We start from the raw sequence: 15,752 nt of genomic DNA, 5'->3' as shown, positions 1-15,752 counted from the left end.
CGTCTCGCGCAGCACCCGCCACCCCGGGGTGGCCCTGGTGCTGGCGGCGCCGCGCGACGACGATCGGCAGGCGGGGCGGCGACGGCTGGACGCGCGGCTGCTGGACGCCGACGCGCCCGCGCCCGGTGGACGGCTGGCGGACATCGCCGGCGCCAACGCCATGGCGCCGATGCTGCCGCTGTTCACCGCGCTGGCTTGCGGCGATCATCGCGCCTGCCTGCACGCCGGCCCCGGGCGCGCATTGCAGGTCGACATCACCCTGCCCGAGGACTGACCGCGACATGCCCGAACACACCCGGCTAGACCGCAGCAACATCGCCGTCGTGATCCCGGCGCTCAACGAGGCGCTGCGCATCCGCGACGTGGTCGCAGGCGCGCTCGCGCATTGCGGTACCGTGATCGTCATCGACGACGGCTCCGACGACGATACCGTCGGTTGCATCGCCGACCTGCCGGTGGTGGTGCTGCGCCACGACCGGCGCATGGGCAAGGGCGCCTGCCTGCGCGACGGCTTCCGCGCCGCGCTCGATCGCGGCTGCCGCGCGGTGCTCACGATGGATGGCGATGGCCAGCACAGCGCCGACGACATCCCGCGCATGATCGAAGCGGGCAACTGCCACCCCGGCTGCATCGTGATCGGCGCACGCCTGCGCAAGCGCTCGCAGCAGCCGACCTATCGGCGGCTGGCCAACGAATTCGGCGACTGGGGCATCGGCTGGGGTTGCGGCTACCGGATCGCCGATTCGCAGAGCGGCCAGCGCCTGTACCCGGCCGCGGTCGCGGCGCTGCAGGACGTGCCGGGCGAGGATTTCGTGTTCGAGGCGCAGATCCTGATGTCGGCCTCGCACCAGCTGGGCACGCGCTGCGTGTCGATTCCGATCGAATCGCGTTACCACGGGCCGGATGTGGTGGAGAAATTCCGCCGCAGCCACTTCCGCCCGCTGCGCGACCTGTGGCGCATCACCTCGCACGTGGTCGCGCAGATCTTCGCCCGCGGCGGCGTGCTGCGGGAATACCGACGCACCCGCGCGGCGCCGCCGGTGATCCATGATCCCAGCGGCGAATTCGCACCGACGCTCACCCCGCAACCGCAGCGCGCCGGATGAGCGCCGGGGCGATGGTGGGCGCGGCGGACGCAACCGACGTCCTCATCCTGGGCGGCGGACTGGCCGGGCTCACGCTGGCCCTCGAGCTGCGCCAGCGCATGCCCGGCCTGCGGGTGACGGTGGTCGAGCGCCGGATGCACCCCGTGCGCGAGGGGGCATTCAAGGTCGGCGAATCGACGGTGGAGATCGGCGCGCATTACTTCTCCCAGGTACTGGGCCTGCGCGAACACCTGGATGCCGAGCAGGTGCGCAAGTTCGGCTTCCGGTTCTTCTTCTCCGAAGGCAGCGAGGCGATCGACCGCTGCACGGAGCTTGGCGTGAGCCAGCTGCTGCCGACCTCGTCGTGGCAGATCGATCGCGGCCGGTTCGAGAACTTCCTGGGCGAACGCGCGCGCGCGCTCGGCGTCGATTTCCGTGATGCCAGCGTCGTGCGCGGCATCGACATCGACGCGGTCGGCGGGCACCTGGCCACCATCGAACACGATGGCGCCACCCGCTCCATCCGCGCGCGCTGGGTCGTCGATGCCAGCGGCCGCGCCGGCCTGCTCAAGCGCAAGCTCGGGCTGGCGCGCGACAACGCGCACCACATCAACGCCGCGTGGTGGCGGGTGGAAGGCCGGGTCGATCCCAATGACTGGTCGCAGGATCCGCAGTGGCTGCAGCGTTGCGATCCACCCGATCGCTGGCGCTCGACCAACCACATGTGCGGGCCGGGTTACTGGTTCTGGCTGATCCCGCTGGCTTCCGGCGCGCATTCGCTGGGCATCGTCTGCGATGCCGGCATGCACCCGCTGGAGACGATCAACAGCCACGACAAGGCGATGGCGTGGCTGCGCGAACACCAGCCGCAGGTCGCGCGCACGCTGGAGTCGCCAGGGCATGCGCTGCTGGACTTCGGCTTCCTGCGCGACTTCTCCTACGACTGCAAGCAGGTCTTTTCCGCCAATCGCTGGGCGCTGACCGGCGAGGCGGGCGTGTTCCTGGATCCGTTCTATTCGCCGGGCAGCGATTTCATCGCGATCGGAAACGGCTACATCTGCGACCTGGTCGAAAAGGAGTTCGCCGGCAGGTCGATCGATTCCTACGTCACGCTCTACGAGCGCCTGTTCCGCTCGTTCTACGACAACACCCTGACGCTCTACCAGGACCAGTACCGGCTGTTCGGCGACGCGCAGGTGATGCCGGTCAAGATCATCTGGGACTACACGTTCTACTGGTCGCTGCTGGCGCCGCTGTATTACGCCGGGCGCCTGACCGACATCGGCATGCTCGGCCGGCTCGGCCCGCAGTTCGAACGCGCCGCGACGCTCAACACCGCCATGCAGGCGCTGTTGCGCGACTGGGGCGAACGCAATACCGGCGCGCTGGTCCGCCACGGGGCGATGCTGGACCAGTACCGGATCGAGTGGTTCCGCGAACTCAACCGGGCGCTGGGCGATCGGCTGGACGACGCGGCTTTCCAGGCCCGCATCATCGACAACGTCGTGCGCATGCAGTGGCTGGCGGCGGAGATCCTGGCGCGGGCGCGGCGGACCCACTCGGACATCGATGATCGTGGACTGGAGGCGCTGCTCGTCGGCGACGAGCGACATCGTTCACTCGGAGCGGCCTGGTACGCCGACGAAGACGCCGCCGCCGAGGCCGACGCCGCCTAGTCGCGAAGCAGGCGACACCCGGGCGCGGCCTCAAGGCGACGGCGGGGCGGGTGTCGCGGCTGGCGTCGGATCGGTCACGTAGATGGCCATGCCGCGCGCATGCTTGGGGGTCGGGTTGATGTCGATGCCGACGCCGACGCCGAAGTGGCTGTGGCCGCCGAACGTCCCGCCACCCACCCCAACGCCCACCCCGCCACCGCGATATTCGTTTTCCGTGCCTTGGAACAGTACGCCGTTGGCGCCGAGCTTCGCCGCTTCGGCGCGCAGCTTGGTCAGCACGGAATTCATCTTGTTCTGCTCGCCGTAAATGAACGAGCCGCTCTGCGTTTCCAGCAATGCCACTTCGCGGTAGCGCGTCGGCGGCTGGTAGTAGATGTGCACCTGCCCGGGCGCCAGCGCGGGATAGGTCGGTCCCAGCATCACCCGGGACGTGGTCGTGCAGCCCGCCAGCGCGAGCGCGAGCGTAGCGGCGGCGACAGGCAGGCGCGGGGTCATGGCGGCATCTCCGGGGGGGATGGCAGCTTGCGCTCGCGCGCCTGAATTGTCCGTCTACGGTGCGCCACCGGGCGCGCAGTCCGTACCGGTCGTCGACTCGGGCCGGCCAGCGGCCCGGAAACGTCGGCCGACACCGGTGTCCGATTGCGCAAGCCCCTCGCCGATCGCCTACGCCGATGCCCCCGGATCGACGCGCTAGGACAGATCCGGCACCGCGGTCCGGGGCAGCAGGCGCCGGCGGAAGCGGCGGTCGCTGTAATAACGCAGCTTGTCGCACAGCGCCGGGTGCGCGAGGCCTTCGCACAGCAGCACCTGCCTGTCGGCGCCCAGCGCCTTGAGTTCCTGCGGCAACAGCAGCGCGCGACGCTCGAGCACTTCGCTGCGCGAGACCTCGCGGCCGCGGGTGATGGTGCGACGGCGCACGGTGGTGTAGCCGAGCATCTCGGAGTAGTCGTTGGCGTCGCGCTGCTCGCGCGGGGCGAAGATCACCTGCAGCGCGTGGTTGGTCAGGATCGTGCGCGCGACGTCCTTGCCGTAGGTCGCATCCAGCTGCGCCATGCTCTGGATCACCGGCAGCAGGCGCAGGTTGTAGCCGGCGAGGAAGGCGATCGCGGACGCGAGGATCTCGACCTTGCCGATCGCGGTGAACTCGTCCATCAGCAGCAGGCACTGGTGCTTGAGCGACGGATCGTCCTGCGGCAGCGTGCGCGTGTTGAGGTTGATGAGCTGGCTGAAGAACAGGTTCACCAGCACCCGGCTTTCGGCCAGCCGGTTGGGCGCGATGCCGACGTAGATCGTCATCCGCCGCCGGCGCAGGTCGGTGAGCAGGAAGTCATCGCCGCTGGTGGCGGCGTCGAGCACCGGGTTGATCCACGCGTTGAGCGGCTCGCGGAAGCTGCCCAGGATCGAGGCGAAGGTGTCGTCGGCCTGCGACAGCAGGTTGGCGAAGGCCGATCGCGCACTGTCGCCGAGGAATTCGCGACCACCCAGCCACTGGATGTGCTCGCGCGCCATGCGCTGGCCATCGCCGGTCGCCAGGCGGAACACGCCGCCCAGGCTGGGTGCCGGCACCTGCACTGGAAAGCCCAGGCGCGCTTCGTCCTCGCGGTTCTCGAACAGGAACAGCGCGAAGGCCAGGAACGCGTTGCGCGCCTGGCTGACCCAGAACTTCTGCTCGTCGCCGGCATCGGGATACAGCATCGCCGCGATCGCCATCAGGTCGCCCACGCGCCGCGCCGGATCGTCGGCGACGTAGCGCAGCGGATTCCAGCGGTGGCTGCGGCCGTCGTCGGCGAACGGGTTGAAGAGATAGACCGCGTGGCCCTGTCGCGCGCGCCAGCCGCTGGTCAGCGCGAAGTTTTCCTGCTTGATGTCCAGCACCACCATCGACTCGCGGTACGCGAGCAGGTTGGGGACGACGATCCCCACGCCCTTGCCCGAGCGCGTCGGCGCGGCCAGCACCACCGACTGCTGCCCCGACAGGCGCAGCAGCCGGCCGCGATACTGGCCGACGATGATGCCGTCGTGCGCGGGCTTGAGCAGGCCGCGCCGCGCGAGGTCGCGGCGACTGGCGAAGCGCGCGTCGCCGTGCAGCGACTTGCGCGCCGGTCGCAGCAGCCCGACGAGCAGCGCGATCGCGATGGCAAGCACGATGCCGAAGCCGATGCCGCCGGCGATCCAGATCCTGCGTGCATAGGGCTGCAACCGCGGCAGCGGCAGCGCACGCAGGTAGTCGATGTAGGTGTGCCAGTGCAGCAGGCCGGCCGGCAGCCCAAGCAGTCGCAATGCGAGATAGCCGGACAGGTACAGGCCGGCAACCAGCGCCAGCGCGATGGCGAAAGCGGTCAGGAGCGATTTGCGGTGCGGCACGGTCTCTTCCCTGAATTGTGTCGCGCCGACATCCTGTCGGCGGGCGCGTCATGCGGTCAGCGTCGGCGCGGGCGCGGTGGCATGGAGGCGGCATCGCGGTCGATGCGCTCGTCGATCCATTGCAATGCCCCAGACCGGGTCGGCTCCTCGCGCAGGCAATCGCCGGCCCGCGTGGTCACCGCATAGGCGCGTACGTCGTCGGCGCTGTACGGCGGCTGCCGCGACAAGGCGACCAGCCGGTAACGCCCCTGCTGCCCGAGCGGATGGACGAAGTCATCCATTGCACGATCTCCGTATCGTGTAGGCGCGCATCGTCGACGCTGTGGCGGTGGGCGTCAACCGCGGCGGTGTGGATGCGGTGTGCGGGGAAGCGCTCGCGGCTGGAGCCGTCCCTGCCGGGACCAGCGGTCAGCGCGGAGGGGTGGCCAGTTCGCGGGCGTCGAGGACGCCGTCGCCGTTGCGGTCCTGGCGATGGAAGGCATCGGCCAGTCGCGCGCGGTGCTGTTCGCGGGTCGTGCTGGCGCCGCGGCCGCCGGGTAGCTCGGCCGCGACCAGTACGCCGTCATGATTGCGATCCATCGCATCGAACGCGTAGCACAGCCAGTCCTGGTATTCGGACAGCGACACCCGGCCATCGTGGTCGGCGTCCATGCGCGCGAGGTAATCGGAAGACGCCTGCACCTGCGCCAGCGCGATCGACGCCAGCGGCAGGCAGGCCAGCATGAAAAAGCCCGGCCAGTGACGGCCGGGCTTGGTGTGCGCTGTCATTGTGAGGGACGACCGCGCGGGCCGGCGCTCAGCCGCGCGCCGGCTGCAGCGAGTAACCCTTCAGCCGCGCCGAGAACTCCTGCAGCACGCGGATGCCGCTGGCCTCGGCCTCGTGGCACCACGCCTGCAGGTGGTGCAGGGTGTCGGCGGCGTTCTGGCTGCGTGCTTCCAGCACCGCGGCCAGGCGCGCGCGATGTTCGATCAGCACGCGGATGCGCGGGCGCTTGGCGACCCAGGACGAGAGCTGCTGGCGCGCATCGGGCTGCAGCCAGCGGCCATCGTCGGCCAGGCCCTTGCGCAGCTTGCGCGGCAGCAGCGAGCGCAGCTTCGCACCGGCGGCGCGCGCTTCCTCGCGCAGTGCCGGCTTGAGCACGTCGCGCTGGTAGTCGGTCATGGCCTGGAAGCGGATCGCCAGCAGGGCCTTGAGCGTGTCGCCGTCGGGCGCCGGGATGTTGGGACGCACGTTGAGCGACGGCGCCACGCGCAGCACCTTCGCCAGGCCCAGTGCCTGGCAGCTGCGGATGACCGCCCAGCCGATGTCGAATTCCCACTTGCGCAGCGCGAACTTCGCCGACGACGGGAACGCGTGGTGGTTGTTGTGCAGCTCCTCGCCGCCGATCCACAGGCCCCACGGGGTGAGGTTGGTCGCGGTGTCGTCGGTGACGAAGTTGCGATAGCCCCACCAGTGGCCCAGGCCGTTGACGACACCCGCGGCCCAGAACGGGATCCACAGCATCTGGATCGCCCATACCGCGACGCCGGCGAAACCGAACAGCGCGAAGCTCAGGAACAGCAGCAGGGTCGGACCCATCGTCGCGTGCGGGGTGTAGACGTGGCGCTCGATCCAGTCGTCGGGGCAGCCCTTGCCGTACTTCTCGATGTCCTCGCGCTGGCCGCGCGCTTCGCGGTAAAGCTCCACGCCGCGCCAGAACACGGTGCCGATGCCCTTCTGCACCGGGCTGTGCGGGTCTTCCTCGGTCTCGCACTTGGCGTGGTGCTTGCGATGAATCGCGACCCATTCCCTGGTGACCATCGACGTGGTCAGCCAGGTCCAGAAGCGGAACACGTGCGCGACCAGCGGATGGAAGTCGACGCCGCGGTGGGCCATGCTGCGGTGCAGGTACAGCGTCACCGAGAAGATGGTGAGCTGGGTGGCCAGCAGCAGGTAGATGGCGAGCGCGCCCCAGCTGGCCTGCAGCAGGCCGTGGGACAGGAACTCGGGCAGGGATGGCAGCAGCGAAGCGGGCATTGCGGACTCCGGAAGGACGATGACAACGCCGGAAATCCACTCCCGCGCCGGGGGATCGGGCAGGCCCGGTCCGAGCGGGCATCATGCCAGCATCATCCGCCCCGGGGGCCGCAGGCGACGGTCGCGTTCAGCGGCGACGCGACATCGTGACGATGCGGCGGACGCAAGCGAGACCCGCGTCGCGGAAGAATGTGCGTCGCGCGCCGCGAACACGCCGCAGCACGCCCGCAATCGCGGTTTTTCCATCACGTCATGGACCCGCTGTCCGACCCGCCGAGCCTGACCCAAGCCATGCCTGAATTGCCCGAGGTCGAAACCACCCGCCGCGGCCTGGCGCCGCACCTGCTCGGCCGCCGCATCGCCGACGTGGTGCTGCGCCGCCCGGACCTGCGCTGGCCGATCCCGCCGGAGGTCGCGGCACGCCTGCCCGGCCAGGCCATCGCCGGGATCCGCCGCCGCGCCAAGTACCTGCTGCTGGACACCGCCGCCGGCAGCGCGCTGCTGCACCTGGGCATGTCCGGGAGCCTGCGGGTGCTGGCGCCGGACACGCCGCCCGGCCTGCACGACCATGTTGACCTGGTGCTGGAGGACGGCAGCCACCGGGCCGCGCGGCGGGTGCTGCGCTTCAATGACCCGCGCCGCTTCGGCTGCCTGCTGTGGCAGCCGCCCGGGACCACGCACGAACTGCTGCGCGGGCTGGGACCCGAGCCGCTCGCCGACGCCGGCATGGCGCACGACGCACAGGATGCGCAGGCGCCCGCCTTCAGCGGCGACTACCTGTTCGCGCGCAGCCGCGGTCGCCGCGCGCCGGTCAAGGTCTTCCTGATGGACCAGTCCATCGTGGTCGGGGTCGGCAACATCTATGCCGCCGAAGCCCTCTTCGCCGCCGGGATCTCACCGCTGCGGCCGGCAGGCCAGGTGTCGCGAGCGCGCTACGCGCGGCTGGCGGCGGAGGTGACCCGCATCCTCAGCCACGCGATCGCACGTGGCGGCACCACGCTGCGGGATTTCATCAGCCCCGACGGCGCGCCGGGCTACTTCGAACAGGAACTCTCGGCCTACGGCCGCGGCGGCGCACCGTGCCCGCGCTGCGGACGGGCGCTGAAGCAGGCGTCGATCGGCCAGCGCGCGACGGTGTGGTGCGGCCACTGCCAGCGCTGAAGTCGCCACCCGCCGTGATCCCCGTCTCCCTTGCCCGGTGCCAGAGGCTATATTGGCGCCGCTTGCGGGGAGCGTGGGACGGATGGCCGAAATCGCCGAGATCACCCAGTGGCTTGAGGCCGCCCGCGAGGGCGATCGCAGCGCGCTGGACCGGGTGCTGTCGACGCTCTACCAGGAACTGCACACGATGGCGCGGCGCCAGCTCGCCGGGCAGCAGGCGCACACGCTGGACGCCACCGCGCTGGTGCACGAGGCCTACCTCAAGTTGATCGGGCGCCAGACCGCGCGCTTCGACGACCGCGCGCATTTCTTCGCCTACGCCGCCTCGGCCATGCGCAGCGTGGTGGTCGACTACGCCCGCCAGCGGCTGGCGCAGAAACGCGGCGGCGACCTGCACCGGGTGACCGAACTGCCCGAGGACGTCGAAGGCGGCCTGCGCCTGGACGAGGAAACCCTGGGACTGGACACCGCGCTCACCCGCCTGGCCGCGGTCGACGAGCGCCTGGCCCAGGTGGTGGAGCTGCGCTATTTCGCCGGCCTGTCGGAACTGGAGATCGCCGGCCTGCTCAAGCGCTCCGAGCGCAGCATCCGCCGCGACTGGCAGAAGGCCCGGCTGTTCCTGCTGGCGTCGCTCAAGGATCAGTGAGCCGTGCGCTGTGAGCGGTGAGCGCACATGCGCCCTGACGGCCCACTGCTGACCGCGCCCGGCTGACGCCCGCCATGGACGCCGCCCGCTGGCAACGCCTGTCGCCGCTGCTCGATGCGATGTTCGAGCTCGACGACGCCACCCGCGCGCGCAGCCTCGAACTGCTGCGCGAGGAAGACCCGCAACTGGCGGCCGACCTGGCCGAGCTGATGGCGCTGGAAGCCGAGCGCGACGACTTCCTGTCCCAGCCTCTGGTCGCGCCGCTGCCTGGCATGCACCCGGGGGTGATGGTCGGCCCCTACCGGATCGAGCGGATGCTCGGCGAAGGCGGCATGGGCCAGGTGTGGCTGGCGACCCGCGCCGACGGCCTCTACCAGCGCCGCGTCGCGCTGAAACTGCTGCGCCCCGGCCTGGCCGATCCCAAGCTGCGGCTGCGCTTCACCCGCGAGCGGCAGATCCTGGCGCGGCTGGAACATCCGCACATCGCGCGCCTGCTCGATGCCGGCATCAGCGAGGACGGCCAGCCCTACCTGGCGCTGGAATACGTCGACGGCGAACCGATCACCGACTGGTGCCGCGCGCGCGGCCTGCCGCTGCAGGCGCGGCTGCGGCTGTTCCTGCAGACCTGCGACGCGGTCAGCCACGCGCACGCCAACCTGATCGTGCACCGCGACCTCAAGCCATCCAACATCCTGGTCACGCCGCTGGACGACGTGCGGCTGCTGGATTTCGGCATCGCCAAGCTGCTCGACACCGGCGAACACGCCCCCGACCGCACCCGCACCGGCCTGCCGACCGCGTTCACCCTGCACTACGCCGCCCCGGAGCAGATCCGCGGCGAGCCGGTCACCACCATGACCGACGTCTACTCGCTGGGCGTGGTGCTCTACGAGCTGCTCACCGACCGCCGCCCGTACCGGCCCAAGCGGAGCAGCGACGCGGCATGGGAAGAAGCCATCCTCACCGTGGATCCCCTGCGTCCGTCGCAGGCGCTGCTCGGCGCCGGCGAGACGCCACCGACGACACGGCCCGATCCCGTCGAGGCGCACGCGCGCCGCCGCCGCGCACGCGCGCTGACCGGCGACCTGGACAACATCGTTCTCAAGGCGCTGGCCAAGCGGCCGGAGCAACGCTATCCCTCGGTCGAGGCGCTGGCGCTGGACCTGCAGCGCCATCGCGACGGCAAGCCGGTGCAGGCGCGCGCGCAGAGCCTGGGCTACCGCGTGCGCAAGTACCTGCACCGGCACCGTTGGGCACTGGCGACGGGGCTGCTGGCGACGCTGGTGCTGAGCACCGCGCTGGGCATCGTCGCCTGGCAGGCGCGGCAGGCGATGCATGAAGCGTTGCGCGCGCAGGCGCTGCAGGATTTCGTGGTGGGCCTGTTCGAACACGCCGGCGAAGGCAGCAACAACGGCCAGGTCGACGTGCGCCAGCTGCTCGAAGCCGGCGCCCGGCGCGGCACCCAGGAGCTGGCGCGCCAGCCCGCCGCGCGCGCCGAATTGTTCGGCGTCATCGCGCGCCTGCGGCTGGGCCTGGGCGACTATCGGCAGGCGATGCGGCTGCTCGATCGCGAAGCGGCGATCGTGGCCGCGCTCGGCGACCAGGCGCCCGCCAGCCTGCGCCTGGGCGCCGCCACCGAGCGCGGCCGTGCCCAGCGCATCCTCGGCAACGCCGGCGACTGCCTGGCAGGCATGCAGCCACTGCTGCCGCTGGCGCAGCGCGAACAACCGCGCCTGCCGCTGCAGGCGGCGGACTTCTACTCCCAGCTCGGGCGCTGCCAGCGCGACATGGGCGAGGCCGCGCGCGCGCGCCCGCTGATCGAACGCGCCCTCGCGCTGCGGCGCGACCCGCTCAACGACGCGTTGGGCAGCATCGAGAACCTGGCTGACCTGGCCATGCTCGACAGCGATGCCGGCCACACCGACAAGGCGTTGCGGGAAACGCGGGCGGCACTGGCGCAGCTGCGCCAGAGCGTCGGTCGAAGGCATCCGCTGGCGATCACCCTGCGCCGCAGCCTGTGCGCGCTGGAACGCAGCGCGGGCGATGTCGTCGGCGCCGAGGCCGATTGCCGCGCCGCGCTCGCGTTGGCCCTGTCGCTGCACGGCACGTCCTCGCCGGACAGCATCGATGCGCGCCGGCAGCTGGCCGCGCTGCTGGTCGACCAGGGCCGGCTGGGCGAGGCCGAACGCGCGTACCGTTTCACGCGGGAGTGGCTGGTGGCGCGACTGGGCACGCACCACGACAGCGTGGCGCGCGACGACAACAGCCTGGCGATCATCGCCTTCGAACGCGGCGACGACGCCAGCGCGCTGGATTGGCTCGACCAGTCGATCGCGATCCGCCGCGCGCATGCGCGGGTGGGCGCACGCGCGCTCGACCTGGCCAACGTGCTGTTCAACAAGGCGATGGTGCTGCACGACATGGGCCGTGACGCCGCCGCGCGGCCGCTGCTGGTCGAGGCGATCGCGCTGCGCAGCGCCACCGTGGGCGCGACCCATCCGCTGCTCGGCGATACCTGGCGCCTGCTGGGCGAAGTCGAGGCGGCGCTGGGCCGGGACGACGCCCACGCGCAGTTGCAGCGCGCGGCGCAGCTGACCCGCGACGGCTATGGCCCATGGCATCCGCACACCCGACGCGCGATGTTGTCGCTGGCCGCGTTCGAGGCCGGGCCCGACGGCGGCAATCCCGCCGCGATGGCACGGCTCGACGCGCTGGCCGGCCTGTCGCACGGCGACAGCGAACTGCGCAAGATCGCCTGGCTGGCCAGCGCCACCGCGGCGGCGCGGCGCTGCCACGGCCCGGGGCGTGCGCAGGCGATGGACAGCCTGCGCGCGCTGCATGCGCAGGTGCTCGCCGGCCAGCCGGAAGGCGGCGTGGTCACCCGCCATGTGGCGCGCCTGCAGGCCAGCTGCGAAGGATGACGCGGGCTGCACTGCCGCCGTCGTCCGCAACCACGGCGCGACAAACGTGCCACTGATCCGTGCACCAGCGCCGCGTTGCCCGCCGTGCCGCGCGGGTAGACTACGCGGCCGCGCGGCACTCGCCGCGCCAGCGAGTGACAGCGCGTCGTGCACGGCCTCAATCCACCGCAACGCCAGGCCGTGCTGCAGACGCAGGGGCCGCTGCTGGTCCTGGCCGGCGCCGGCAGCGGCAAGACCCGCGTCATCGTCGAGAAGATCGCGCACCTGATCGCCTCGGGCGCGATGCCGGCCAGGCGCATCGCCGCGATCACCTTCACCAACAAGTCCGCGCGCGAGATGCGCGAGCGCGTCGCCCGCCGGATCAAGGGCGACGCCGCCGAAGGCCTGAGCGTGTGCACGTTCCACGCGCTGGGGCTGAAACTGCTGCAGATCGAATCGGCCAAGCTCGGCCTCAAGCGCGGCTTCTCGATCTTCGACGCCGACGACAGCACCGCGCAGATCAAGGACCTGCTGGCGCCGGGCAGCAAGCCCGACGTGATCGACGCGGTGCGCAACCTGATCTCGCGCGCCAAGAACGCCGGGCTGTCGCCGGAGCAGGCGGCAAGCGAGGCGCGCAGCGCGCGCGAGCACGAGGCGGCGTCGGTGTACGCGCGCTACCAGCAGCGGCTGTCGACCTTCAACGCGGTCGATTTCGACGACCTGATCCGGCTGCCGGTGCAGTTGCTGGAATCCGACGAAGACTGCGTCGCCGCCTGGCGCGAGCGCATCGGCTACCTGCTGGTCGACGAATGCCAGGACACCAATGACGCGCAGTACCGGCTGCTGAAGGCGATCGCCGGCCCGAGGGGCGACTTCACCTGCGTCGGCGACGACGACCAGTCGATCTACGCCTGGCGCGGCGCCAACCCCGACAACCTGCTGCAGCTGGGCAACGACTATCCGGCATTGAAGATCATCAAGCTCGAGCAGAACTACCGCTGCTCCAACCGCGTGCTGCGCGCGGCCAACGCGCTGATCGCCAACAACCCGCACGAGCATCCGAAGACCCTGTGGTCCGACCAGGCCGACGGCGAGCGCATCCGCGTCTGGGAATGCAAGGACCACGCGCACGAGGCGGAAAAGGTCGCCGCCGAGATCCAGTTCCAGGCGCAGAAGAATTCGGCGCCATGGAGCGACTTCTGCATCCTGTTCCGCGGCAACTTCCAGTCGCGCGCATTGGAAAAGGCACTGCAGCTGCTGCGCGTGCCCTACCACCTGACCGGCGGCACCGCGTTCCTGGATCGCGGCGAGGTCAAGGACGCGATGGCGTGGCTGCGGCTGGTTGCCAATCCGGAGGACGATGCGGCCTTCCTGCGCGCGGTGCAGTCGCCCAAGCGCGAGGTCGGCGCGACCACGCTGGCCAAGCTCGCCGAACTGGCGCAGCACGCGCAGCTGCCGCTGTCGCGCGCCGCCGAATCGGTCGGCCTGCTCAAGCAGCTGGCGCCGCGCTCGGCCAACGCGCTGGGCGGTTTCATCGACATCGTCCGCGGCCTGCGCCACGACGCCACCCAGCTGGCGCCGGCGGAGCTGGTGCGCCGCCTCAACGAACGCAGCGGCCTGCTGGCGATGCTGCGCGCGCAGTGCAAGGACGAGGCGACGTTCCAGCGCCGGCGCACCAACCTGGATGAACTGGCCGACTGGTTCGACGGTCCGCGCACGTCCGGCCCCGGCGAGCTCGCCGCCGCGCTCGCGCTGCTGTCGCACGCCGACAAGGGCGACGCCGGCAACCAGGTGCGGCTGATGTCCTTGCATGCGGCCAAGGGCCTGGAGTTCCGCTACGTCTTCATCGTCGGCGTCGAGGACGGCGTGCTGCCGCACGAAGCGTCGCTGGAGGAAGGCCGGCTGGACGAGGAGCGGCGCCTGCTCTACGTCGGCATCACCCGCGCCAAGGAGCAGTTGTGGCTGTCGCATGCGCGCGAGGCGCTCAAGTGGGGCGACCGCCTGCGGCTGCAGCCCAGCCGCTTCCTCGATGAGCTCCCGGCCGCCGAACTGCAGCGCGACGGCGCCGACCCGGTTGCCGACGCCCAGCGCAAGCAGGAGCGCGCCAGCGCCGGCTTTGCCGCGATCCGCGCATTGCTCGACGGCTGAGCGCAGGAGGCCCGACGGCCCCCGGTAGGAGGGGCTTTAGCCGCGAGCTCTTCGCGCAATGGACGTTGTTCCTCGACGCCGTGATGGTCCCGACCGGATCCTTGGCGAAGAGCTCGCGGCTAAAGCCGCTGCTACGACATCAAATCAAGGAGTTATCGCCATTACCTTCAGGTATTGCGCGAGCTTCCCCGGCGGGCTAGCCTGTTCAGGTCCGGCCTCGGCCGGAGCCATGCCACAACCGTTCGTCTTCCGGGAATCCCGGACTTGAGGAGGCCCACGGCCTCCTTCTTTTTTGCCTGGTGAAACCGGCCTTGGGTGACTGCGGCCGGCTCGCCGGATCGGGACCTCCGTCCTTGCCCCCTCCGCTGCCCCGCGGCCAAGATGCGCCGTCGCCCGGGGAGGGCGCTCACCGGATTCTGGTGCTTCGATCCCCACGCCATCGGCTCCCGGCCTGCCTGCTGCTCGCGTGCGTGCTGCTTGCGTGCGTCCTGGTCGCCTGCGACCGCGCGCCCCCGCCCGCGCCCGCCGCGCGGACCGCGGCGCCAGCGGCCGCCACCCGGCCGGCACAGGCGGTACGCCAGCTCACCCGACATCTGCGCGACAACGACCTGGTGGCCTTCGCCCACGAGGCGGTGCCGCCGGCCCTGCATGCGCAACTGGAGCGCGCGTGGTCGGCAGGCCACACGCGCTGGCCGCTGGACGAGCTGCCGTTCGACGACCGCGTGCCGGCATTGCTGAAGTCGCTCGCGGCGCCGCAGGCCCAAACCGACCTGCAGCGGGTCTTCGACCAGCAGTTCGCCCACGCGCCACGGCAGATCAAGGGTGCGGCGGCGTCGCTGGGACTGTTCGGGGCGCAGTACATCCAGCGCCAGGGCGACTACAGCGATGACGAGCGCCAGCACTACGCGCAGCTGATCCAGGCCACCAGCGCCTGGGCGACCACCGCGCCGCTGTCCGACCGCGCCCGCGCGCAGCGTGCACTGGCGGCGTTGACCGTGGCCGCGCGGCGGACCGGGCTGGACTCGGCCGCGGACTTCCAGCGCGCCGGCATGGAGGAGAGCCTGCGCCGGATGGGCGGCTTCGCGCAGGCCTTCAAGCAAGCCTTGGCCGCTTACGGGCTGGACCTGGATGCCAGCCTGGATGGCATGCACGCGACCCTGCTGCAGCAGACCGGTGATCGCGCGCGGGTGCGGATGCAGTACCGCTACGCCGGCCGGGACATCGATACCGTCGTCGCCGTGCAACGGATCGACGGCCGCTGGTACCTCAGCGACTACCTGCACCACGCCGGCAAGGCGGTCGCGACGACGCCCGCGCCCGCGTCCCGGTAAGCCCGTAGCCCACGTAGCCCGGGCAAGGCCTAAGGCCGCATCCGGGCTCCGCAACACGCCCGGTTTCGCGTCGCCGCACCGACCACCCAGCGACCGCAACCCCCACCGGCGGCGCCCCGCCCGACCGCGCGGAGCCAAATCCCGCCTGCGCGGCGATAATGCCGGCGATGCCCACCCAGCCGACCCTGCCGTTCTCGGACTCGCCCGGCGCACCGCCGTCCCTGCCGGCCAGCGACCTTACGATCACCGGCGCGACGCCCGAACCGTCCGGCGAACCCGCCCCGACCGGCCACCTCGACCCGGCAACGATGGCGCCCCGCCACCTCGCGGACACGGTCGATGCGGCGGCGCCGGCCGTGCTTGCCGCGCCGGACACGCGCGGCCTCGCCGATGCGGATGCCGGCGCGCGCAGCCACCCCGCGCC

Annotated in this window: 13 protein-coding genes and 1 pseudogene; 9 read left to right on the top strand and 5 right to left on the bottom strand. The window is 71.1% G+C overall.

All coding sequences use genetic code 11. From position 1 onward, the window contains the following. From G7B67_RS12055 to G7B67_RS12045, 3 genes and pseudogenes are all read left to right on the top strand, one after another. A pseudogene (locus G7B67_RS12055) lies at positions 1-274 on the top strand (beta-ketoacyl synthase chain length factor); the annotation flags it as partial. 7 nt (positions 275-281) lie between these two features. Beyond that, entirely contained in the window at positions 282-1,106 is an 825-nt protein-coding gene (locus tag G7B67_RS12050) for a glycosyltransferase family 2 protein (protein WP_166212754.1), read from the top strand. Continuing rightward, positions 1,103-2,761 carry an NAD(P)/FAD-dependent oxidoreductase gene (locus tag G7B67_RS12045; RefSeq protein WP_243412366.1) on the top strand — a complete coding sequence of 553 codons (1,659 nt, stop codon included), beginning with the start codon at positions 1,103-1,105 and terminating at the stop codon, positions 2,759-2,761. Before G7B67_RS12050 ends, G7B67_RS12045 begins: the two co-directional genes overlap by 4 nt. A gap of 30 nt (positions 2,762-2,791) precedes the next feature. Here G7B67_RS12045 and G7B67_RS12040 read toward each other — a convergent pair whose 3' ends face one another. The 5 genes from G7B67_RS12040 to G7B67_RS12020 form a co-directional block, all read right to left on the bottom strand. Continuing rightward, positions 2,792-3,256 carry a hypothetical protein gene (locus G7B67_RS12040; RefSeq protein WP_166212752.1) on the bottom strand — a complete coding sequence of 155 codons (465 nt, stop codon included), beginning with the start codon at positions 3,254-3,256 and terminating at the stop codon, positions 2,792-2,794. Between the two features lie 195 nt (positions 3,257-3,451). Further along, on the bottom strand, positions 3,452-5,125 hold the full coding sequence (locus G7B67_RS12035) for a type IV secretory system conjugative DNA transfer family protein (RefSeq protein ID WP_243412365.1): 1,674 nt from the start codon (positions 5,123-5,125) through the stop codon (positions 3,452-3,454). Positions 5,126-5,181: 56 nt separating this feature from the next. Further along, complete coding sequence (locus tag G7B67_RS12030) at positions 5,182-5,406, bottom strand: hypothetical protein (RefSeq protein WP_166212750.1); 225 nt, start codon at positions 5,404-5,406, stop codon at positions 5,182-5,184. 127 nt (positions 5,407-5,533) lie between these two features. Next, entirely contained in the window at positions 5,534-5,893 is a 360-nt protein-coding gene (locus G7B67_RS12025; RefSeq protein WP_425482446.1) for an EF-hand domain-containing protein, read from the bottom strand. A gap of 28 nt (positions 5,894-5,921) precedes the next feature. After that, positions 5,922-7,142, bottom strand: a complete 1,221-nt coding sequence (locus G7B67_RS12020; protein WP_166212749.1) for a DesA family fatty acid desaturase — start codon at positions 7,140-7,142, stop codon at positions 5,922-5,924. 291 nt (positions 7,143-7,433) lie between these two features. Between G7B67_RS12020 and mutM the strand changes: the two genes are divergently transcribed. The 6 genes from mutM to G7B67_RS11990 all read left to right on the top strand — a co-directional run. Continuing rightward, the gene (gene mutM, locus G7B67_RS12015; RefSeq protein ID WP_166212756.1) at positions 7,434-8,303 is read left to right on the top strand and encodes a bifunctional DNA-formamidopyrimidine glycosylase/DNA-(apurinic or apyrimidinic site) lyase; all 870 of its coding nucleotides are present in this window, start codon (positions 7,434-7,436) and stop codon (positions 8,301-8,303) included. A gap of 82 nt (positions 8,304-8,385) precedes the next feature. Next, on the top strand, positions 8,386-8,949 hold the full coding sequence (locus G7B67_RS12010) for an ECF-type sigma factor (RefSeq protein WP_166212747.1): 564 nt from the start codon (positions 8,386-8,388) through the stop codon (positions 8,947-8,949). A gap of 74 nt (positions 8,950-9,023) precedes the next feature. Beyond that, positions 9,024-11,870, top strand: coding sequence for a serine/threonine-protein kinase (locus G7B67_RS12005; RefSeq protein WP_166212745.1), 2,847 nt, complete (start codon positions 9,024-9,026; stop codon positions 11,868-11,870). Between the two features lie 147 nt (positions 11,871-12,017). Further along, on the top strand, positions 12,018-13,997 hold the full coding sequence (locus G7B67_RS12000) for a UvrD-helicase domain-containing protein (protein WP_166212743.1): 1,980 nt from the start codon (positions 12,018-12,020) through the stop codon (positions 13,995-13,997). A gap of 419 nt (positions 13,998-14,416) precedes the next feature. Beyond that, positions 14,417-15,328, top strand: a complete 912-nt coding sequence (locus tag G7B67_RS11995) for a hypothetical protein (RefSeq protein WP_166212741.1) — start codon at positions 14,417-14,419, stop codon at positions 15,326-15,328. 167 nt (positions 15,329-15,495) lie between these two features. Then, on the top strand, positions 15,496-15,752 hold a 257-nt coding region (locus tag G7B67_RS11990), incomplete at its 3' end, for a hypothetical protein (protein WP_207780928.1).

It is taken from the genome of Cognatiluteimonas telluris, assembly GCF_011320095.1.
In the GTDB taxonomy this organism is placed as follows: domain Bacteria; phylum Pseudomonadota; class Gammaproteobacteria; order Xanthomonadales; family Xanthomonadaceae; genus Cognatiluteimonas; species Cognatiluteimonas telluris.
This window is presented reverse-complemented; position numbering and strand designations above follow the sequence as displayed.